This is a genomic window from Pseudomonas sp. 3MAES_34.3B, from assembly GCF_058145875.1.
Window position 1 is genome coordinate 4973309 of sequence record NZ_CM176960.1, and the last position, 20692, is coordinate 4994000.

Sequence of the window (20692 nt, forward strand, 5' to 3'; positions counted from 1 at the left end):
GCCCTTCCCTGGCGCAACGCCAGGGTTGACCACCTCGTCAACTTCCGCGCTGGCGGGCCGTTCCGCTCTTCCGGCACACCCCTTGCAATGATCCGTTCAGGAGCACGCCGTCTGCCCATACCAAAAAACCAAAGCACTGGAGATAGCACATGAAGCGCCGCAGTTTGCTAAAGGCTTTTACCCTCTCGGCTTCCGTTGCCGCGATGGGCTTGACCTGGACTGTCCAGGCCGCGGAAACCATCAAGGTAGGCATTCTGCATTCGCTGTCCGGAACCATGGCCATCTCCGAAACCTCGCTCAAAGACATGGCCTTGATGACCATCGACGAGATCAACAAGGCGGGCGGGGTGAACGGCAAGCAGCTGGAGCCAGTGGTGGTGGACCCGGCGTCCAACTGGCCACTGTTCGCTGAAAAGGGCCGCCAGTTGCTTACCCAGGACAAGGTTGCGGTAGTGTTTGGCTGCTGGACGTCTGTATCCCGCAAATCGGTACTCCCGGTGTTCGAAGAACTCAACGGCCTGCTGTTCTACCCCGTCCAGTACGAGGGTGAAGAAATGAGCCCTAACGTGTTCTATACCGGTGCCGCACCTAACCAGCAGGCCATCCCGGCGGTCGAGTACCTGATGAGCGAAGACGGCGGCGCGGCCAAGCGCTTCTTCCTGTTGGGCACCGACTACGTGTACCCACGCACCACCAACAAGATCCTGCGTGCCTTCCTGCACTCCAAAGGGGTTGCCGACAAGGACATCGAAGAGGTGTACACGCCCTTCGGCCACAGCGATTACCAAACCATCGTGGCGAACATCAAGAAGTTCTCCGCTGGCGGCAAAACCGCTGTGATCTCCACCGTCAACGGCGACTCGAACGTGCCGTTCTACAAGGAACTGGCCAACCAGGGCCTGGAAGCGACCGACGTGCCGGTGGTGGCCTTCTCCGTGGGCGAGGAAGAACTGCGCGGCATCGACACCAAGCCGCTGGTAGGCAACCTGGCCGCCTGGAACTACTTCGAATCCGTCGAGAACGACGTGAACAAGAAGTTCGTGGCCGACTGGAAAGCCTACGCCAAGGCGCACAACCTGCCGAACGCCGACACTGTTGTGACCAACGACCCGATGGAAGCCACCTACGTAGGCATCCATATGTGGGCGCAGGCGGTCGAGAAAGCCAAATCCACTGACGTGGACAAGGTGCGCGAAGCCATGGCCGGGCAAACCTTCAAAGCGCCATCGGGCTTTACCCTCACCATGGACAAGACCAACCACCACCTGCACAAGCCGGTGATGATCGGCGAAATCGAAGACAACGGTCAGTTCAACGTGGTGTGGCAGACCAAGGAGCCGATCCGCGCCCAGCCGTGGAGCCCGTACATCCCGGGCAACGACAAGAAGCCTGACCACCCGGTGAAGAGCAACTGATCCACCGCCTTCATGGCCCCGGAGGGTTCCCGAAGGGTTCGCGGCCCTGCCTGCCCGGCAGGTGCCGCCAAGGCGCGAGGAATAGCCTGATGCACATCAACCGACTGATAGTACTGCTCACCCTGCTGCTACCGCTGGCCGCCCACGCCAGTGATGCCGGTGACTTCGTTGCCGCCGATGCCTCGGCCCAGGCGCGACTGCTGGAAACCTGGGCGGCACAGCCTGTCCCTGAGCGCCTGCCCCTGTTACAGGCAGTGCAGGAAGGGCGGCTGGCGGCCGACAGCGAAAAACACCCCTTCATCGAAACAGACGGCAAGATGGTCGGTGTGGATGTGCCCGCCCCTGTCGATGAGCCGCGAAAACTGCGGCTGAACAACCGCTTGCGAGGCTTGGTAAACAACACCCTCGCCAGCCACCAGTTACTGTCCAATGACGATGCCATGCGGCTGGCCGCTGCCCAGCAGCTGCAGCGCAGCGCCCTGCCCGCTCAGGTCGGCACACTGCAGCATCAGTTTGAAGGCGAAAGGAACGTAGGCATCAAGGCCGCGCTGGGCCTGGCGCTGGCTAACCTTCAGCTTACCGACCCTTCGCCGGACGTTCGCCTGCGGGCGGTCCGGTTACTGGGAGAGACGGGCGATCCGGTTGCCCGTACTCGGCTGGAAGCATTGCTCGCGCCCGATGCGGAACCCGACGCCGCCGTTCGCACCGCCGCCCAGACCAGCCTGGTACAGGTGAACCGCCAACTCATGGTCGGGGAACTGCTCGGCCAGGCCTTCAGCGGCTTGTCCCTGGGCTCGATCCTGCTGCTGGCGGCACTTGGCTTGGCCATCACCTTCGGCCTGCTCGGCGTGATCAATATGGCCCACGGCGAAATGCTGATGCTGGGGGCGTATACCACCTATGTGGTGCAGTCGGCGATCCAGCACTATGCCCCGGCTGCGCTGGCCTGGTATCCGCTGCTGGCCTTGCCGGTAGCGTTCTTCGTTACTGCCTGCATCGGCATGGCGTTGGAGCGTACGGTGATTCGTCACCTGTATGGCCGCCCGCTGGAAACCCTGCTGGCCACCTGGGGTATCAGCCTGATCCTGATCCAGCTGATCCGCGTGGTGTTCGGTGCACAGAACGTCGAAGTGGCCAACCCGGGTTGGTTGTCCGGTGGCATTCAGGTACTGCCTAACCTCGTGTTGCCGTACAACCGCATCGTGATCATCGGCTTCTCGCTGTTCGTGGTAGGCCTCACCTGGCTGTTGCTGAACAAAACCCGCCTTGGCCTGAACGTACGAGCCGTCACCCAGAACCGCAACATGGCCGCCTGCTGCGGTGTGCCTACCGGCCGGGTAGACATGCTCGCCTTCGGCCTGGGCTCCGGCATCGCAGGCCTGGGCGGCGTTGCGTTGAGCCAGATCGGTAACGTAGGCCCTGACCTGGGCCAGAGCTACATCATCGACTCCTTCCTGGTGGTGGTGCTCGGCGGCGTAGGCCAATTGGCCGGCAGCATCTGCGCCGCCTTCGGGCTGGGCATTGCCAACAAGTTTCTCGAACCACAGATCGGCGCGGTGCTGGGCAAGATCCTTATCCTGGCGCTGATCATCCTGTTCATCCAGAAACGCCCACAAGGGCTGTTCGCACTGAAAGGGCGGGTGATCGACTGATGAATCAACCTTTGATGGTTACCGTCGCGCGCAAGGCCGGGCCTCGTGTATCGATTGCCGTGGGCGCGGTGGTGGTGCTGGTTCTGCTGGCATTGCCGCTGTTGTCGTTGCTGCCTGAAACCAACAGCCTGCAGGTGTCGGCCTACACACTTACCCTGGTGGGCAAGATCCTTTGCTACGCCATCGTGGCCCTTGCGCTGGACCTGGTGTGGGGCTACGCAGGCCTGCTGTCCTTGGGCCACGGCCTGTTCTTCGCCCTGGGCGGCTATGCCATGGGCATGTACCTGATGCGCGAAGCCGCGGGTGATGGCCTGCCCGCCTTCATGACGTTCCTGTCGTGGACCGAGCTGCCGTGGTACTGGGCCGGCACGCAGCACTTCCTCTGGGCCATGTGCCTTGTGGTGCTGGCGCCCGGGCTGCTGGCGCTGGTGTTCGGCTTCTTCGCGTTCCGTTCGCGGATCAAGGGCGTGTACTTTTCGATCATGACCCAGGCCCTTACCTTTGCTGGCATGTTGCTGTTCTTCCGCAACGAAACCGGTTTTGGCGGCAACAACGGCTTTACCAACTTCCGCACGCTGCTTGGGTTCTCGGTCACGTCCCAAGGCACCCGGGCGGTGCTGTTTCTGCTGACGGTCGCGCTGTTGCTGGCCAGCCTGTTCCTGGGCTGGCGCCTGGCGAAAAGCAAGTTCGGGCGGATCCTCACCGCCCTGCGCGACGCGGAGAACCGCCTGATGTTCTGCGGCTATGATCCGCGCGGGTTCAAGCTGTTCGTGTGGGTGCTCAGCGCAGTGTTGTGCGGGCTGGCCGGCGCGCTGTACGTGCCGCAGGTTGGCATCATCAACCCTAGCGAAATGTCGCCCACCAACTCCATCGAAGCCGCCGTATGGGTGGCGCTGGGTGGGCGCGGCACCCTGATCGGGCCACTGCTCGGGGCCGGCCTGGTCAATGGCATGAAAAGCTGGTTCACGGTGGCCTTTCCCGAATACTGGCTGTTCTTCCTCGGGGCGCTGTTCATCGTGGTCACCCTGTACCTGCCCAAAGGCGTGATCGGCCTGCTGAACAAGCGAGGTGAATCATGAGAATCACCCCTACGCCCGACTTCATGCTCGAACCCGCGCTGGACCCGAACCAGGACGCCGGCACCAGCCGAGATGCCATCGGCCTGGGGGGGCTCAGCGCGGGCGGCCTGGACACCCGCCACGGGACCATCCTCACCCTGGAAGACATCAGTGTGAGCTTCGATGGCTTCAAGGCGCTGAACAACCTCAACCTGTACATCGGCGTAGGTGAGTTGCGTTGCATCATTGGCCCCAACGGCGCCGGCAAAACCACCATGATGGATGTGATAACCGGTAAAACCCGGCCCACCGCCGGCGGGGCCTGGTTCGGTGAAACCCTGGACCTCACCCGCATGAGCGAAGTGCAGATCGCCCAGGCGGGGATCGGCCGCAAATTCCAGAAACCCACCGTGTTCGAAGCGCTGACGGTGTTCGAGAACCTGGAGCTGGCGCAGAAGGCGGACAAGTCCGTGTGGGCCAGCCTGAAGGCGCGGCTAAAGGGTGAGCAACGGGACCATATCGAGGAAATTCTCGAAACCATCCGCCTCACCGCCTCTGCCTCGCGCCCAGCGGGGTTGTTGTCCCACGGGCAAAAGCAATTCCTGGAGATCGGCATGTTGCTGATGCAGGATCCGCAGCTACTGTTGCTGGACGAACCCGTGGCGGGCATGACCGACGCCGAAACCGAGTTCACCGCCGAGCTGTTCAAGACCCTCGCCGGCCAGCGCTCGCTGATGGTGGTGGAGCACGACATGGGCTTTGTAGGTACCATCGCCGACCACGTGACGGTACTGCACCAAGGCAGCGTACTGGCTGAAGGCTCGCTGGAAGAAGTGCAGGCCCACGAGCGGGTGATCGAGGTTTACCTGGGCCGCTGACGCAACGGCTGTCAGCAGGTTGTGGCCCGTAGCAGCCGGGCTTGCCCGCGACAGATCATACATTGGTGTAGCGCCTGGTCGCTGGCAAGCCAGGCTGCTACGAGCTGCGTACCGAGGACAAAACATGCTCCAGGTCGAAACGCTTCATCAGTACTACGGCGGCAGCCACATCCTGCGGGGCCTTTCGTTCGAGGCGCGGGTGGGCGAAGTGACCTGCCTGCTCGGGCGTAACGGCGTGGGCAAAACCACCCTGCTTCGTTGCCTGATGGGCCTGTTGCCGGCCAAGGAAGGGCAGGTTCGCTGGGAAGGTAAGCCGATCACCGGGTTCAAGCCGCACCAACGCGTGCACGCCGGTATCGCCTACGTGCCACAAGGCCGGGAAATCTTCCCCCAGCTTACGGTAGAAGAAAACCTGCTGATGGGCCTGTCCCGGTTCCCGGCGCGTGAAGCCAAGGAAGTGCCCGGTTTCATTTATGAGCTGTTTCCCGTGTTGCTCGAAATGAAGGACCGGCGCGGCGGTGACTTGTCTGGCGGGCAGCAGCAACAGCTGGCGATCGGCCGTGCCTTGGCCAGCCGACCACGGTTGCTGATTCTCGACGAGCCCACCGAAGGTATTCAGCCCTCGGTGATCAAGGAGATTGGCGCGGTGATTCGCAAGCTGGCCGCACGTGGGGATATGGCCATTCTGCTGGTGGAGCAATTCTATGACTTCGCTGCCGAGCTCGCTGACCACTACATGGTGATGGCGCGGGGCGAGATCATTCGCGAAGGCCGTGGCGCCGACATGGAAGCTGACGGCGTGCGCGGCCTGGTAACCATCTGACTGAACCGACCATGAACCTACCTGTTAACCCTGCCTTGTTCGTTCCTCGCTGGCATGCCGAGCTGGACCTTGCCTATGCGCGTGACGGCGACGCCACCCGGCCTGTCCGCCGTCGCCACCTGGGCCCGCTGCGGGTGCAGAAGCACCTGTACCCCGAAGGGCCTCAGGTGTGCCAACACATCATCGTTCACCCGCCAGCAGGCATCGCGGGCGGCGACCGCCTGGCCGTGTCCGCCAGTGTAGGTGAAAGCGCCTGGGCGCAACTCACCAGCCCTGGCGCCGCCAAGTGGTACCGCGCCAACAGCGTAGCCCGGCAAACCCTGGAACTGCACGCCAGCACTGGCGCCACACTGGAATGGTTGCCTCAGGAAACCATCGTGTTCAGCGGGGCACAGGCCGAGCTGGAGACCCGCATCAACCTCGAAGGTGACGCTCGCCTGTGCTACTGGGACGTGGTCGCGCTCGGCCGGCCCGCCAGTGGCGAGGCCTTTGCCTCGGGATACCTCCACACGGCGCTGGATATCCGCCGAAACGGCGAGCTTATCTGGCATGAGCGCCAGCGCCTGGTGGGCAACGATCGCCTGTTGGCTTCTCCAATCGGCTTGCGCGGCCAGCCCGTGTTCGCCACCCTGATCATCACCGGCCAGGCCAGCGCCGAGCTGCTGGAACAATGCCGGGCACTGCCGTGCCTCGGGCAAGGTGATCTCAGCCAGCTACCGGAGCTGGTCATCGCCCGCTGCCTGGCCAGTGAAGCGCTGCATGCCCGGGACTGGCTGATCAGCCTCTGGCGACTGTTACGCCCCCAATTACTCGGTCGGGATGCCGTACCTCCGCGCATCTGGGCCACATAGACATAGGTAACGACCCCGCATGGACCTGACCCCCCGCGAGAAAGACAAGCTGCTGATCTTCACCGCCGGCCTGGTCGCCGAACGGCGCCTGGCCCGTGGCCTGAAGCTCAACTACCCCGAAGCGATGGCCTACATCTCCGCCGCGCTGCTGGAAGGCGCCCGAGACGGGCAAACCGTGGCCGAACTGATGCACTTCGGCACCACATTGCTCAACCGCGACCACGTGATGGAAGGCATCGCCGAGATGATCCCGGAAATCCAGGTGGAAGCCACTTTCCCCGACGGCACCAAGCTGGTGACCGTACACCAGCCAATTGCTTGAGCGCCCCGATGACAATCGAAATACGCGATGCCACCCCGGCGGACCTGCCGGGCATCCTGGACATCTACAACGACGCCGTGGCCAATACCACGGCCATCTGGAACGACAGCCTCGTCGACCTGGCGAACCGCCAGGCCTGGTATGACCTGCGCCAACAACAGGGGTATCCGATCCTGGTGGCGGTGAACGCCGCAGAACAGGTACTCGGCTATGCCTCGTTCGGTGACTGGCGGCCCTTCGACGGCTTCCGCCACAGCGTGGAGAATTCGGTGTACGTGCGCGATGGGCAGCGCGGGCTGGGCCTGGGCGCAAAGCTTCTCGACCCACTGATCCAGCGCGCGAAAGTTTGCGGCAAGCATGTGGTGGTGGCAGCCATCGAAAGCGGCAACGCCGCGTCGATCCGCTTGCATGAGCGGCACGGTTTCACAGTTACCGGGCAGATGCCCCAGGTGGGCGTGAAATTCGGCCGCTGGCTGGACCTGACCTTCATGCAGTTGATTCTTGCCCCTGGCGCTGCGCCGCCCTCTCGACCGGAGTAAGCCATGAACGTTGCACAGTTGCGTCGCGTCACCGTGGAAAGCTTCGCCCATTACCGCCCAGGCCTGGTAGAGCTGGTGCTCGATGCAGTCGCCAACGGAGCCTCGGTGGGTTTCCTGGAAGACCTGGACGCGGCTGGGGCAGGGGACTATTTCGCGCAAGTACACAGTGAAATCCACCAGGGCAGCCGCCTGCTCTGGGTGGTGGTCAAGCACGAGCAAGTGCTGGCGACCGCGCAGTTGGGGCTGTGCCAGAAGCCCAACGGGCTGAACCGTGCCGAAGTGCAGAAGCTGCTGGTACGCAGCGACAGCCGCCGCCACGGCCTGGGCGCGCAACTGATGCTCGAACTGGAAACCAGTGCCCGTCAGCTTCAGCGTGGGCTGCTGTTTCTGGACACTGAAACCGGCTCGACGGCGGAACACTTCTATCAAGGCCTGGGCTACCAGCGCGCCGGGGAAATCCCCGACTACGCCTGTTCGCCCGACGGCACCTACCGCCCTACCTCCCTTTACTACAAAATCCTGCAAGGACCTCGCGCATGATCCCAGGCGAATACCGCATCGACGCTGGCGAGATCGAACTCAATGTCGGCCGTCGCACCCATAGCCTTACCGTGGCCAACAGCGGCGACCGGCCTATCCAGGTGGGCTCGCACTTCCACTTTTTCGAAACCAACGACGCCCTTGCCTTCGACCGTGCCGCCGCGCGCGGCATGCGCCTGAACATCCCGGCCGGCACCGCGGTGCGCTTCGAGCCTGGGCAGTCACGTGAGGTAGAGCTGGTGGAGCTGTCTGGCCTGCGCCGAGTGTATGGCTTCGCCGGGCGAGTCATGGGCGATCTATAGAGCGTCAAGTTGCAAGCTGCAAGCGGCAAGTAAAAGCCGCGTAGAGCTTGAGGTTTCATGTGGCCTGATACGCGCCGCGCACTTTCTTGCAGCTTGAAGCGTGAAGCTTGCAGCTGCCGCTTCAGAGGATTGGGGATGAAAATCAGTAAACAGGCCTACGCCGACATGTTCGGCCCTACCGTTGGCGATCGGGTACGGCTGGCCGATACCGAACTGTGGATCGAAGTGGAGAAGGACTTCACCAGTTATGGGGAAGAAGTGAAGTTCGGCGGCGGCAAGGTGATCCGCGATGGCATGGGCCAGGGCCAGTTGCTGGCGGCCGACGTCGTGGACACGGTGATTACCAACGCCTTGATTCTCGATCACTGGGGCATCGTCAAGGCGGACGTAGGGTTGAAAAATGGCCGCATCGCCGCCATCGGCAAGGCCGGCAACCCGGATATCCAGCCGGAGGTGACCATCGCGCTGGGCGCCAGCACTGAAGTGATCGCTGGCGAGGGCATGATCCTAACCGCCGGTGGCATCGACACCCATATCCACTTCATTTGCCCTCAGCAGATCGAAGAGGCATTGATGAGCGGCGTCACCACCATGATCGGTGGCGGCACGGGGCCTGCGACTGGCACCAACGCCACCACCTGCACCCCCGGCCCGTGGCACATGGCGCGCATGCTCCAGGCCGCGGACGCTTTCCCCATGAACATCGGTTTTACCGGCAAGGGCAACGCCAGCCTGCCAGGCCCGCTGATCGAGCAGGTGGAGGCCGGGGCCATCGGCCTCAAGCTGCATGAAGACTGGGGCACCACGCCCGCTGCCATCGACAATTGCCTGTCTGTGGCCGATCAGTACGACGTGCAGGTGGCGATCCATACCGACACCCTGAACGAATCAGGCTTCGTGGAAACCACCTTGGGCGCGTTCAAGGGTCGCACCATTCACACCTATCACACCGAAGGTGCCGGCGGTGGTCACGCACCGGACATCATCAAGGCCTGTGGCTTGCCGAACGTGCTGCCCAGCTCCACCAACCCCACCCGGCCATTCACCCGCAACACCATCGACGAGCACCTAGACATGCTCATGGTCTGCCATCACCTGGACCCGAGCATCGCCGAGGATGTGGCCTTCGCGGAAAGCCGTATCCGCCGGGAGACCATTGCCGCCGAGGACATCCTGCATGACCTTGGCGCATTCTCCATGATCAGCTCGGACAGCCAGGCCATGGGCCGCGTAGGGGAAGTGATCACCCGTACCTGGCAAACCGCCGACAAGATGCGCAAGCAGCGCGGGCCGTTGCCCGAAGACAGTGAGCGTAACGACAACTTCCGCGCGCGCCGCTACATCGCCAAGTACACGATTAATCCGGCGATAACCCATGGCATAAGCCATGAGGTGGGCTCGATCGAAGTGGGCAAGTTTGCCGATCTGGTGCTGTGGCGCCCGGCGTTCTTTGGGGTCAAGCCCACCCTGATCCTCAAGGGCGGCACCATCGCGGCGAGCCTGATGGGCGATGCCAACGCCTCCATTCCCACGCCTCAGCCCGTGCACTATCGGCCCATGTTCGGCAGCTACGCCGGCGCTCGCCACGCCACCAGCCTGACCTTCATCAGCCAGGCCGCGAAAGCCGCGGGCGTCCCGGAACAGTTGGGGCTGAAGAAAGCCATCGCCGTGGTGAAGGGCTGCCGCAACGTGACCAAGGCCGACCTTATCCACAACAGCTACCAGCCCCACATCGAAGTGGACCCGCAGACCTACCAGGTCAAGGCCGATGGCGTACTGCTGTGGTGCGAACCGGCGGACGAACTGCCCATGGCCCAGCGGTATTTTCTGTTCTGAGCCATACGCTCCTGTAGGAGACGGCGCAGCCGGCGAACAATTCGCAGGCTCCGCCTGCTCCTACGCCCGGGGATCGAAGCCTGCCTTGCTGGCGAGTTTTTCCCACAGCTCGCGGGTGGCTTCGTTGCGCGGGGGCATCACTGCCTTGAGCTGCACGAACAGGTCGCCTCGGCCGCCGCCCTTGATGGGCAACCCGTTGTCTTTCACGCGCAGGCGCTGGCCGTTCTGGCTGTCGGGGCGAATGGTCAGGTTAATCCGGCCCGTGAGCGTAGGCACAGGCACCTTCGCGCCCAGCGCCAGTTCCCAGGGCGCAACAGGCACTTCCACCACCAGGTCGGTACCCTCCGGGGTAAAGCGCGGGTGGGGGGCATAGCGAATGGTGATGTACAAATCCCCTGCTTCGCCGCCTGCGTGCCCAGGCCCGCCCTGCCCCTTCAGCCGCACGCGCTCGCCGTCGGTCACGCCGCCCGGGATCTTAACGTTCAGCGTTTTGGTAACGCTCCCCGCAGGGTGGCCGGCCGCGTTGTACTGAGGCACACGGAAGCTGACCTGCTTGGACTCGCCAGCCAGGGTTTCCTCGAGGAACAACGCCAATTCCAGTTCCACGTCCTTGCCCCGCCGGCTGCTGCTGCGTGATTGGCCCCGGGCGCTGCCGAAGGGATTACCAGCGCGGCTCTGGTTGCCGAAGATGGAGCTGAAGAACTCCGAAAAATCGGCCGTGTCGCCGCCGAAGTTGCCGCCGCCACCGTAGCCCGGCGGTGCCTGAAATGGCCTGCCGTGCACGCCATACTTGCGCAGCTCGTCATACTCGGCGCGCTTTTCCGGGCTGCTCAGCGCATCGTACGCCTCGTTCGCTTCCTTGAAGTGCGCCTCGGCATTGGGCTCCTTGCTTACGTCCGGGTGATACTTGCGGGCGAGCTTGCGGTAGGCGGCCTTGATGGTCTTCTCATCCGCGCTGGGCTCCACTCCAAGTATCTTGTAGTAGTCTTTGAAATCCATCTGTGGGTACCACCTGAAAATTGAAAAGCGCGAGGGCGTCCTCAATCAGACGTTGCCTGTGGCAAAGGTTCGCGCGGGAATGGCTTCCAGATGGGGGGCCGAGGCGCTTCTTTCAAGGTGCCCGCCCAGTAAAATAACCGACGCCTGCCCTTCGATTTCGGGTGACCGTGGCATACACTGCGCGGCCGTTTTTTCCCCAGGGCCGCTCCATGACCTCCGCTCCCTTCGCTCGCGCCTGCGGCATCGACTTCGGTACGTCCAATTCCACGGTAGGCTGGTACCGCCCTGGCGAGGACAGCTTGCTGCCACTCGAGGACGGCAAGATCACCTTGCCCTCCGTGGTGTTCTTCAACGCCGAGGAGCGCCGCCCGGTGTACGGCCGGCTCGCCTTGAAGGAATACCTGGAAGGTTATGAAGGGCGCCTGATGCGTTCCCTCAAAAGCCTGCTGGGCTCGCGGCTGATCAAGCATGACACCAGCGTGCTGGGCAGCGCCCTGCCGTTCAAGGACCTGCTGGGCCTGTTCATCACCCAGCTCAAGCAACGGGCCGAACAGGCCGGCGGCCGCGATTTCGACCAGGTGGTACTTGGCCGGCCGGTCTTCTTTGTGGACGAAGACCCGGTGGCCGACCAGGAGGCCGAAGACACGCTGGCCGCGGTCGCGCGCAAGATCGGGTTCAAAGAGGTGTCGTTCCAGTACGAGCCCATTGCCGCGGCATTCGACTATGAGTCGGGGATCGATCGCGAAGAGTTGGTACTGATCGTGGACATCGGCGGCGGTACGTCGGACTTCTCCCTGGTGCGCCTGGCACCCGAGCGCCGCGCGCTCACCGAACGCCAGAGTGACATCCTCGCCACTGGCGGTGTGCATGTGGGCGGGACGGACTTCGACAAGCAGCTCAGCCTGCAGGGCGTGATGCCGCTGTTCGGCTACGGCAGCCGGATGAAAAGCCAGGCGCTGATGCCTACCAGCTTCCACCTGAGCCTGGCCACTTGGCACACGATCAACTCGGTGTATTTGCAGAAATCGCAGATTGCCTTGGGCAACATGCGTTACGACATCGAGGACACCCTGGGCATCGACCGTCTGTTCCGGCTGATCGAGCAGCGCGCCGGGCACTGGCTGGCCATGGAGGTGGAAGAAAGCAAGATCCAGCTCACCGAAGCGCCAAACCGCGTGCTGGACTTGAGCCGCATCGAGCCGGGGCTGAGCGCCGACCTTACCCGTGTGCTGTTCGAAAGTGCTATCGAAGGCCTTCTGGAGCGCGTGCGCAACAGCGTGAGCGAAACCCTCCAGCGCGCCGGCATCACTGAAACCCAGGTCGACACCGTGTTCTTCACGGGGGGCTCCAGCGGCATCCCGGCGCTGCGGGACAGCGTGGCGGCAATGCTGCCCAATGCCCGGCATGTGGAAGGCAACCGCTTTGGCAGCATTGGCAGCGGGCTCGCCATCGAAGCATGGCGGCGCTACGGCTAAACCAGGCCAGCCTCACGCAGCTCGCTTTTGAGGTAGGCGTAGTAGATCGGCCCGGCCACCACGCCGGGCAACCCGAACGCCGCCTCGAATACCAGCATCGCCAGCAACAGCTCCCAGGACTTCGCACGGATCTGCCCGCCTACAATGCGGGCATTGAGGAAGTATTCCACCTTGTGGATAAGGATCAGGTAGGCCAGCGCGCCAACCGCGACCCAGATCGACAGCGACAGCCCCACGATGGTGATGAGCGTGTTGGACATCAGGTTGCCAATTACCGGCAGCAGGCCCAGCAGGAAAGTCACTACGATCAGCGTTTTGGTCAATGGCAGCTTGATGCCCAGCAGCGGCAAAACCACCGCCAGGAAAATCGCCGTGAACGTGGTGTTGAGCAGCGAAATCTTCAGCTGCGCGAACACGATGTTGCGAAATGCCTGCACCAGCAGCGTCACGCGCTGATAAAGGGCGGCGGCCAACGGCTGGCGATCGGCATGATCAGGGGCGCGCTGGAGGGCGATGATCGCCCCCAGCACCATCCCGATCAGCAACGTCACGAAGGTGTGCACCGCGTCCTTGCCCATCAGCTGCAGGTCGCTTACATGCTTGCCCAACCATGCGCCAATCGCCACCCGGAATTCCGCTGCGCTGGCCGGCAGGTAGGCATCCACAGCGGGCGGCAACTGGCCTCGAGCCCGGTCCACCACGCCCATGAACTTGTCCAGCGAGGCGCCGGGGTTTTCTACCTCATGCAGCACCAGGCTGAAGGCACCGAAGAAAATCAGCGCCAGCGCGCTTACCACCAGCGTGCCTAGCAACGCAACGGCCACCCACCGCGCCCGGGGGCCGGCAATAAGCCTTTGCAGCTGTGGGGTGAGCATGTTGACCAGCTCGAACACCAGCAGGCCAGCCAGAAGGCTTGGGAGCAAGCGCAGCGGCAGCACCAGCAGCAGCCCGCCGATAACCAGCACCCAACTGGCGATCAGTACATGACGTGAAGAAAACGTGGGCATACGGCCTCGAACAAACCACGCGGGAAGGATGGGCAGTCTGCCAGTGAACACGTCGTACCACCAGCCTTAAGCGGGGCGGCACCCCAAGCGCCACTCGATGTACCGAAAGTTCGAACTCTTGTGTACAAACAAAGCTCCAAAAATGTAGCCACTTCGGCCCTAGAAGGAGCGATACCCATGTTTAGGCAAACCCTGACCGCTGCGTGCACGCTCGCCATGCTTGCCGGTTGCCAGACCACCCCCGAGAACCCGGTGGACTTCGTTACCTACCGCAACGAGCCTCTGGTCAAGCAAGTGGAAAACGGCATGACCATGGAGCAAGTGCGCACCATTGCCGGCCCGCCCTCCACGGTGGTTGAAGGCACCGCCGGCTCCAGCAACGGCACTTGCAACAACTACATCCTCAACCGTGAAGGCCACCAGCAGGCCTATTACGTAAGCTTCAGCAGCGCCGGCCTGGTGGATACCAAAGGTTTCATGACCTGCGAGCAGCGCAAACAGAACGAACAGGCCAAGTGAGCCCTGCCGCTGCGACGCCTGGGTGAAACCTTCGCCGCAGCGGCTACTCACATCTGAACCGAGCTCGCCGGGCGCCATGCGCGTAACAGAGCGAGCCGGTACAACCCGTGAACCGCCTGGAGAACAACCATGCTTAACCTGCAACTGACAGACAAGGTCGCCCTGCGAGAACGCGCCCGCCAGAACGTGGACAACGGCGCGGTAACGGAAGGCTATACCGCTGACCGCGAAGAAGTGATCCGCCTGCTTAATGAATCCCTGGCCACCGAGCTGGTGTGCACCCTGCGCTACAAGCGCCACTACTTCATGGCCACCGGGCTGAAGGCCAGCGTGGCCGCCGATGAATTCCTCGAGCACGCCAAGCAGGAGGCCGAGCACGCCGACCGCCTTGCCGAGCGCATCGTGCAGCTGGGCGGCGAGCCGGAGTTCAATCCGGACAAGATTTCGGCCATGTCTCACGCCGAATACAAGGCTGGCAGCAACTTGAAGGAAATGGTCTACGAGGACCTGGTCGCCGAACGCATCGCCATTGATGCCTACAGGGAGATCGTGCAGTACATCGGTGAAAAAGACCCGACCACCCGCCGCATCTTCGAAGACATCCTGGCGCAGGAAGAAGAACACGCCGACGACATGGCGGACATCCTGGCTGACCTTGGCTAATTCCCCGTAGCAGCCGGGCTTGCCCGCGACAAGGTATACCGCCGCTTTACGGCGGGTCGCGAGCAAGCTCGGCTGCTACATATCTCGCTTCGTCTGCTCCAGCAATGGCAGGGAGTCATTCTCCGTAGCAGCCGGGCTTGCCCGCGACAAGGTATACCGCCGCTTCACGGCGGGTCGCGAGCAAGCTCGGCTGCTACATATCTCGCTTCATCTGCTCCAGCAATGGCAGGGAGTCATTCTCCGTAGCAGCCGGGCTTGCCTGCGAAAAGGTATACCGCCGCTTCACGGCGGGTCGCGAGCAAGCTCGGCTGCTACATATCTCGCTTCATCTGCTCCAGCAATGGCAGGGAGTCATTCTCCGTAGCAGCCGGGCTTGCCCGCGAAAAGGTATACCGCCGTTTCACGACGGGTCGCGAGCAAGCTCCGCTGCTGCCAGTGCGGGAATCGGGTGTTCAACGCACCGTTTGCGGTACCTTGCCTTGCTTCATCTGCTCCAGCAACGGCCGGCACTGGTTAGGTGCTTCGCCGCTTGGCGCTACCAATGCCAGCAACCCGGCAGCGGGCGCGACTACCGCACCCAGCGCCACCATCCCAGCCCCACGCAGCAGCAGCGGAACGGTTTGAACACCGGCGTTCGGTTGGCCGAAGGTGCCGCGTACATACAGCGGCGAACGCAGCGACAGCAGCCTGAACCCTTTGGACTCCGGGGTAACCTTGAAGTCCATGCGCTCGGTCTTGAAGTTGGCGTCGCCGTCGATGTAAATGACCGCGTTCTCGGTATCGAACACGAAGAGGTTGGTGCTGGCCAAGCCATCCTTGATGCCCACGTCCGCCGCGGCGCAGTTGATCTTCACTTCCTTGTCGCCAAAAATCTTGCCCATCACATAGTTGCCTACGTTCAGCCCGGCGATCTCCATGAGGTCGCGGCTTACTGCGCCGTCATTGACCAGCATTTTCAGGTTGCCGTTGGACGAACCCAGCAAGGCCGCCACCGAATTGCCGGTGCCAGAGAACTGCGCATCGCCGTTCAGCTCGCCGAAGCTGGTTCGCATGGGTTCGAAGGTCGGGAACAGCTGCTTCAGCTTGAACCCCCGGGCGCTCAACCGGGCCTGGCCTTGTAGCGGCGCGGCGCGGCCATTGAGGTCTATCTGGGCGTTCAACTGCCCACCCGCTACGCCAAAACGCAGGGGCTCGAGGCTCAGGCGGCCATCGTCCAGCACCACGTGGGTATTAAGGTCTGTGATGGGCAGGCTCTCGCTTTTTACGATGCGCTTGCCAGCAAACTGCACATCCGCATCCATCGCACGCCAGCGGTCCGTCTTGAATGCCTCCACCGGCAATACCTTGCCCTCGGGCTGCTGGCTGGCACCGCCTCGGGCTTTTTGTTCTTCATTGGAATCAGCACCAATAAGCGGCGCCAGGTCCGCGAACAGCAGCTGGTTGGATACCAGCTTGCCGGTCAGTTTCGGCCGGGGCTGGGTGGCGGCAAAACCGAGGTCGCCATGGATATCGCTGTCACCGATCCGGCCATTGAACCCCTCATAGCGGAAGGTTGCCCCGCTGGGTTCATGCAGGCGGGCCACAAGATGGCCGTCAGTGCTGTAAGGGGGGGAATCCGGCAGGGTCACACCAGTAAGCGGATACAGGTTGCCCAGGCTAGTGCCCGACAGCTTTAAATGAAGGTCCAGCGCGCCGAGGTTGCGTGGGTCGGTCAGCGTGCCGACAGCCGCCGCTCGAGTGTCGCCAGCCGCTACATCTACCTGCACCGGGAACGGTTGCGCGGCATCCTGCAACGCCAGCAACCCGCCGATCTTACCGTCGCCTTTCACCGGCAACCCTTTATAACGGCCGCTGGCCTTGAAACCAAACGCGTAGTCCTGCGCGCTATTGCCTTCCTTCTCCAGCGCCTTGGCTGCTTCACTGCCGCCGGCCAGTGCCTTGAAGGGGATGGGTTTGCCCAATGGATCGATCAACACTTCCATTTGCGTTGCCAAGGTGGCGTCATCAAGGGTTACCCGCCCCTTATCGAAGCCTATCGCGCCGATATCCAGTACCCAGCTCGAAGGCTCTGCATTTTCGTCTTTTGGCCCGAGGTCGAAGTCCCAGTTGGCCCGGCCATCCTTGAGCCGCTGCAGGTCAGCGCTGGGCTCGGTAAGGTTGATCCGCGGGATCACGATATGCTGCGCAATCAGCGGCAGCGGGGACAGGCGAAACTCTACGCGCTTGAGGCCGGCCATCTGCGGCGCCTTCGCCCATTCCGGGTTGCCCAGGCTGATGTCGTCGGCAATGAACTGCGGCCACGGCACCCATGCCCTCCAGCCGCCTTCGTCCGGCTGGCGGGCCCACTCCACCGCCAGGTTGCCATTAATGGCAAAGGGTCGGTGCAGGGCTGCAGACACCTTCTCATTGAGGGTCGGCTTCACCCGATTCCAGTCAAACACCGCGATAAAGACCATCACGGCGATGAGTAGGGCGAGCAGGACGGCGAGGGTCCAGGCGACGATGCGAAGCGGGCGGGACATAGGTTCTCCTTACAGCGACCCTCTCTCTCGAGCGCGCTAACGATGGTCAAGGGTGTGACTACAGCGAGGCGGCAGAGGTTCGATAGCTGCGGCCCACGGTAGCCCCGCTGCGGCCAGATCAAACCGGAATCAGTATTAAGCCTTTGTTACAAAACGGATTTTTAAACATCATTCCGGTCGATTGTTATCATTCCCACGATCAACTTCCGCTGTGGCGAGCACAGCGTAGCATTGGCCCCGTAGACAGATTTTCACCCCCACTTTCGGAGCTACCACCATGAAACTTCAAATCCTCGCCGCCGCCCTCTCGCTTGTTACCGTAAGCGCTTTCGCACTGCCCGTTACCGAACAAGCCATTTCTGCCCAGGCCAAACCCACCGCCGCTATCGTAGTGACCCATGGCTACAGCGTCGCTCAAGACGGCTCGGATCGCTCGTTGAACACCGTCGCCCAAGATGGCTCTGACCGTTCGCTGAACACCGTCGCTCAAGATGGCTCGGACCGTTCGCTGAACACTGTCGCTCAAGATGGCTCGGACCGTTCGCTGAACACAGTTGCCCAAGATGGCTCGGACCGTTCGCTGAACACCGTCGCCCAAGATGGCTCGGACCGTTCGCTGAACACAGTTGCCCAAGATGGTGCTGATCGCAGCCTTAACGCTACTGCCTGAGTGCCGCTCATGACTTACGAATACCCGGCCCGCTTGCTAACAGCGGGCCTGATTCGTTTGCGGCGTTTGCACTGCTAAGGTGCACCAAGCCACTGGACGCACCACGAAGTTACCCTCCCGCGCGCTATCTCTGCTCACTCCCCCGCGCAATACCCCCTGTTTGCCACCACCGCATGGCTTGGCAAGGCCCTTGCTCTACGCTTGATACCGGTCTTGCTGGAAATAGACGCATGCTTGTGATTCATCGTCGTACGCCGCCGCAGCCTAGCTGGGCCGCCGAGATCCACCTCAACTACGAAGCCCGTAGCAAAAGCCGCTTGCGCTGCTTCGCCGCCGATGGCGAAGACGTGGGCCTTTTCCTGGAACGCGGCCAACCACCATTGCGCGATGGTGAATTCCTCGAGGCCGAGGATGGCCGTGTGGTACGGGTGTGTGCCCGCCCCGAGCACCTGCTGCAGGTTACCTGCGCCAACACGCTTGAACTCACACGTGCGGCTTACCACTTGGGCAACCGCCACGTTGCGCTGCAGATTGGCGACGGCTGGCTGCGCCTGCTCGACGACCATGTGCTCAAGGCCATGCTTGAACAACTTGGCGCCACGGTAGAGCCGCTGGAAGCACCCTTCCAGCCTGAACACGGCGCCTATGGCGGTGGTCATCACCATTCGCATCAGGGCGAGGAAGGTTTTAACTATGCGCCCCGCCTGCACCAGTTCGGCTCGCCTCGGTGAACCGGGCCTGGGCATTGCTGCGCTTGGCCAGCCCGCAGCTTCCGATCGGTGGCTACAGCTATTCCCAAGGGCTGGAGCTGGCAGTGGACGCAGGCTGGGTAACATGCCGAGCAACTGCGGCGACGTGGCTGCGGGACCAACTTGAGCTCAACCTCCCTCGCTTCGATGCGCCCCAGTTACTGGCCCATTGCACCTTGGCCGAGGCCGAGGATTGGCCCGGGCTGCGACAGCGCTGCGAAGCGTACCGCGCCAGCCGGGAAACCCGTGAGCTGCACCTGGAAAGCCGGCAAATGGGTTATTCGTTACGCCAACTGCTGCTTGGCCTGGTAGAGCTGGACGCTCCCGGCCGCGAATTTCTCGGTAGCCTTGAAGAACCTCACATGGCACTTGGCTGGGCACTGGCGGCGCGCGCCTGGGGCATCACCCCGCATGACGCCTTGGCCGCCTGGCTATGGGGCTGGCTGGAAAACCAGCTGGCCGTACTGATGAAAACATTGCCGCTGGGCCAGCAAGCCGCCCAGCAACTGACCAGCGAACTGCTGCCGGCGCTGGAAGAAGCCCACCGCGCTACATGCGCGCTGGACCCCGCCGACATCGGCAGCGCCCCCTTCGGCCTGGCCCTGGCCAGCATGGCCCATGAGCGCCAGTACAGCCGCCTTTTTCGATCCTAGGAGAACCCATGAACAGCCAACCCCTGCGCGTCGGTATCGGTGGCCCTGTCGGCTCCGGTAAAACCGCCCTCACCCTGGCGCTTTGCCTGGCGTTGCGCGAGCGATACAACCTGGCGGTCGTCACCAACGACATTTATACCCGCGAAGACGCCGACTTCCTGGTGCGTAACGAAGCGCTGGCGCCAGAGCGCATCATTGGCGTTGAAACCGGCGGCTGCCCCCACACAGCCATCCGCGAGGATGCCTCCATCAACCTGGAGGCCGTAGATCAGCTCAACCGCCGTTTCCCGGGGCTGGACCTGATTCTGGTGGAGTCCGGCGGCGACAACCTCTCGGCCACCTTCAGCCCGGAACTGTCGGACCTCACCCTGTATGTGATCGACGTGTCCGCCGGTGACAAGCTGCCACGCAAGGGCGGCCCGGGCATTTGTAAATCCGACCTGCTGGTAATCAACAAGATCGACCTCGCAGACCAAGTGGGCGCTTCACTGGAAAGCATGGACCGCGATACCCGCAAGATGCGCGGCGAAAAACCATTCGTATTCAGCAATCAGAAAACCGGCCAAGGGCTGGAAGCGATCATCGCCTTCATCGAACGCCAAGGGCTGCTCAGCGCAGCCTGAACGACACAAGGAAGCCACCGTGACCCGTAATCAACTATTCGCTGCGTTTACCCTTCTCCTGGCACCCGCCGCCGCATTTGCCCACCCGGGGCACGGCCAAGGCCTGCTGGCCGGCGCCAGCCACCCGCTCGGCGGGCTGGACCACTTGCTTGCCATGGTCGCAGTCGGCCTTTGGGCGGCTCAGCAGGAGGGGCATGGCCGCTGGGCTCTGCCATGTACGTTCCTGACCAGCATGTTGGTGGGTGGGGCGCTGGGCTTTGCCGGGGTGAACTTGCCGGGGCTCGAAAGCGGTATCGCCGCATCGGTACTGGCACTGGGGCTGGCGGTCGCCTTGTCGGTTCGCCCTCCGCTGCCGCTGGCCATGCTGGCCACTGCAGGGTTTGCGGTATGCCATGGCATGGCTCACGGGCTGGAACTGCCTGCGATGGCCAGCGCCTGGACCTACGCCGCCGGGTTCATCGCCGCCACGGCTGCCCTGCATGGGGCAGGCTACACCCTGGCCCGCTGGATGCCTCGCGCCGCCGCGCCGCTGGTTCGCCTGGCTGGCCTGGGTGCCGCCATCGCCGGTGGATACCTGCTTGCGGCTTGACTCCCTA

General features: G+C 62.8%; 22 protein-coding genes. 19 read left to right on the top strand and 3 right to left on the bottom strand.

Annotated features, from left to right (window positions below; translation table 11 throughout):
* The first annotated feature begins 149 nt into the window (after window positions 1-149).
* The 11 genes from urtA to ureC all read left to right on the top strand — a co-directional run bounded on the left by urtA (window position 150) and on the right by ureC (window position 10216).
* Window positions 150-1415 (top strand): urea ABC transporter substrate-binding protein, encoded by a 1266-nt coding sequence (gene urtA / locus AC3Z8Y_RS22345; RefSeq protein WP_181110797.1) that lies wholly within the window; start codon window positions 150-152, stop codon window positions 1413-1415.
* A gap of 89 nt (window positions 1416-1504) precedes the next feature.
* Window positions 1505-3067, top strand: coding sequence for an urea ABC transporter permease subunit UrtB (urtB, locus tag AC3Z8Y_RS22350; RefSeq protein ID WP_490087611.1), 1563 nt, complete (start codon window positions 1505-1507; stop codon window positions 3065-3067).
* A complete protein-coding gene (gene urtC / locus AC3Z8Y_RS22355; RefSeq protein ID WP_181110799.1) occupies window positions 3067-4146 on the top strand; it encodes an urea ABC transporter permease subunit UrtC in 1080 nt (359 codons plus the stop codon). The genes urtB and urtC overlap by 1 nt, the downstream gene beginning before the upstream one ends.
* Entirely contained in the window at window positions 4143-5003 is an 861-nt protein-coding gene (gene urtD / locus AC3Z8Y_RS22360) for an urea ABC transporter ATP-binding protein UrtD (RefSeq protein ID WP_490087612.1), read from the top strand. The genes urtC and urtD overlap by 4 nt, the downstream gene beginning before the upstream one ends.
* A gap of 124 nt (window positions 5004-5127) precedes the next feature.
* Window positions 5128-5826 carry an urea ABC transporter ATP-binding subunit UrtE gene (urtE, locus tag AC3Z8Y_RS22365; RefSeq protein WP_490087613.1) on the top strand — a complete coding sequence of 233 codons (699 nt, stop codon included), beginning with the start codon at window positions 5128-5130 and terminating at the stop codon, window positions 5824-5826.
* A gap of 11 nt (window positions 5827-5837) precedes the next feature.
* Complete coding sequence (locus tag AC3Z8Y_RS22370) at window positions 5838-6677, top strand: urease accessory protein UreD (RefSeq protein ID WP_490087614.1); 840 nt, start codon at window positions 5838-5840, stop codon at window positions 6675-6677.
* A gap of 19 nt (window positions 6678-6696) precedes the next feature.
* Window positions 6697-6999 (top strand): urease subunit gamma, encoded by a 303-nt coding sequence (ureA, locus tag AC3Z8Y_RS22375; RefSeq protein WP_490087615.1) that lies wholly within the window; start codon window positions 6697-6699, stop codon window positions 6997-6999.
* Between the two features lie 8 nt (window positions 7000-7007).
* Window positions 7008-7538 carry a GNAT family N-acetyltransferase gene (locus AC3Z8Y_RS22380; RefSeq protein ID WP_490087616.1) on the top strand — a complete coding sequence of 177 codons (531 nt, stop codon included), beginning with the start codon at window positions 7008-7010 and terminating at the stop codon, window positions 7536-7538.
* Window positions 7539-7541: 3 nt separating this feature from the next.
* The gene (locus AC3Z8Y_RS22385) at window positions 7542-8078 is read left to right on the top strand and encodes a GNAT family N-acetyltransferase (protein ID WP_490087617.1); all 537 of its coding nucleotides are present in this window, start codon (window positions 7542-7544) and stop codon (window positions 8076-8078) included.
* A complete protein-coding gene (locus tag AC3Z8Y_RS22390) occupies window positions 8075-8380 on the top strand; it encodes an urease subunit beta (RefSeq protein WP_490087618.1) in 306 nt (101 codons plus the stop codon). The genes AC3Z8Y_RS22385 and AC3Z8Y_RS22390 overlap by 4 nt, the downstream gene beginning before the upstream one ends.
* A 135-nt stretch (window positions 8381-8515) precedes the next feature.
* Window positions 8516-10216, top strand: coding sequence for an urease subunit alpha (gene ureC / locus AC3Z8Y_RS22395; protein WP_490087619.1), 1701 nt, complete (start codon window positions 8516-8518; stop codon window positions 10214-10216).
* Between the two features lie 60 nt (window positions 10217-10276).
* Here the strand turns inward: ureC and AC3Z8Y_RS22400 are convergent, their stop codons facing one another.
* Window positions 10277-11215, bottom strand: a complete 939-nt coding sequence (locus tag AC3Z8Y_RS22400) for a DnaJ C-terminal domain-containing protein (RefSeq protein ID WP_181110807.1) — start codon at window positions 11213-11215, stop codon at window positions 10277-10279.
* Between the two features lie 209 nt (window positions 11216-11424).
* On the opposite strand from AC3Z8Y_RS22400, the gene AC3Z8Y_RS22405 reads away from it, so the two are divergent.
* A complete protein-coding gene (locus tag AC3Z8Y_RS22405; RefSeq protein ID WP_490087620.1) occupies window positions 11425-12690 on the top strand; it encodes an Hsp70 family protein in 1266 nt (421 codons plus the stop codon).
* On the opposite strand, the gene AC3Z8Y_RS22410 is transcribed toward AC3Z8Y_RS22405, so the two are convergent.
* Window positions 12687-13697: an AI-2E family transporter gene (locus AC3Z8Y_RS22410; RefSeq protein WP_490087621.1), complete on the bottom strand. Its 1011-nt coding sequence runs from the start codon at window positions 13695-13697 to the stop codon at window positions 12687-12689. The two genes, AC3Z8Y_RS22405 and AC3Z8Y_RS22410, sit on opposite strands and share 4 nt — an antisense overlap.
* Before the next feature lie 177 nt (window positions 13698-13874).
* Here AC3Z8Y_RS22410 and osmE point away from each other — a divergent pair, with 177 nt between their 5' ends.
* Window positions 13875-14216: an osmotically-inducible lipoprotein OsmE gene (gene osmE / locus AC3Z8Y_RS22415; protein ID WP_181110810.1), complete on the top strand. Its 342-nt coding sequence runs from the start codon at window positions 13875-13877 to the stop codon at window positions 14214-14216.
* A 129-nt stretch (window positions 14217-14345) separates the two neighbouring features.
* Window positions 14346-14879, top strand: a complete 534-nt coding sequence (locus AC3Z8Y_RS22420; RefSeq protein WP_181110811.1) for a ferritin-like domain-containing protein — start codon at window positions 14346-14348, stop codon at window positions 14877-14879.
* A 452-nt stretch (window positions 14880-15331) separates the two neighbouring features.
* On the opposite strand, the gene AC3Z8Y_RS22425 is transcribed toward AC3Z8Y_RS22420, so the two are convergent.
* Window positions 15332-17401, bottom strand: a complete 2070-nt coding sequence (locus AC3Z8Y_RS22425; RefSeq protein ID WP_490087622.1) for an AsmA family protein — start codon at window positions 17399-17401, stop codon at window positions 15332-15334.
* Window positions 17402-17678: 277 nt separating this feature from the next.
* Between AC3Z8Y_RS22425 and AC3Z8Y_RS22430 the strand changes: the two genes are divergently transcribed.
* The 5 genes from AC3Z8Y_RS22430 to AC3Z8Y_RS22450 all read left to right on the top strand — a co-directional run bounded on the left by AC3Z8Y_RS22430 (window position 17679) and on the right by AC3Z8Y_RS22450 (window position 20685).
* On the top strand, window positions 17679-18071 hold the full coding sequence (locus tag AC3Z8Y_RS22430) for a hypothetical protein (protein ID WP_490087623.1): 393 nt from the start codon (window positions 17679-17681) through the stop codon (window positions 18069-18071).
* 230 nt (window positions 18072-18301) lie between these two features.
* Entirely contained in the window at window positions 18302-18802 is a 501-nt protein-coding gene (ureE, locus tag AC3Z8Y_RS22435; protein WP_490087624.1) for an urease accessory protein UreE, read from the top strand.
* Complete coding sequence (locus tag AC3Z8Y_RS22440; RefSeq protein WP_490087625.1) at window positions 18799-19473, top strand: urease accessory protein UreF; 675 nt, start codon at window positions 18799-18801, stop codon at window positions 19471-19473. The genes ureE and AC3Z8Y_RS22440 overlap by 4 nt, the downstream gene beginning before the upstream one ends.
* An 8-nt stretch (window positions 19474-19481) precedes the next feature.
* Window positions 19482-20096 (top strand): urease accessory protein UreG, encoded by a 615-nt coding sequence (gene ureG, locus AC3Z8Y_RS22445; RefSeq protein ID WP_181110816.1) that lies wholly within the window; start codon window positions 19482-19484, stop codon window positions 20094-20096.
* 19 nt (window positions 20097-20115) lie between these two features.
* The gene (locus AC3Z8Y_RS22450; protein WP_490087626.1) at window positions 20116-20685 is read left to right on the top strand and encodes a HupE/UreJ family protein; all 570 of its coding nucleotides are present in this window, start codon (window positions 20116-20118) and stop codon (window positions 20683-20685) included.
* Window positions 20686-20692: the final 7 nt, after the last annotated feature.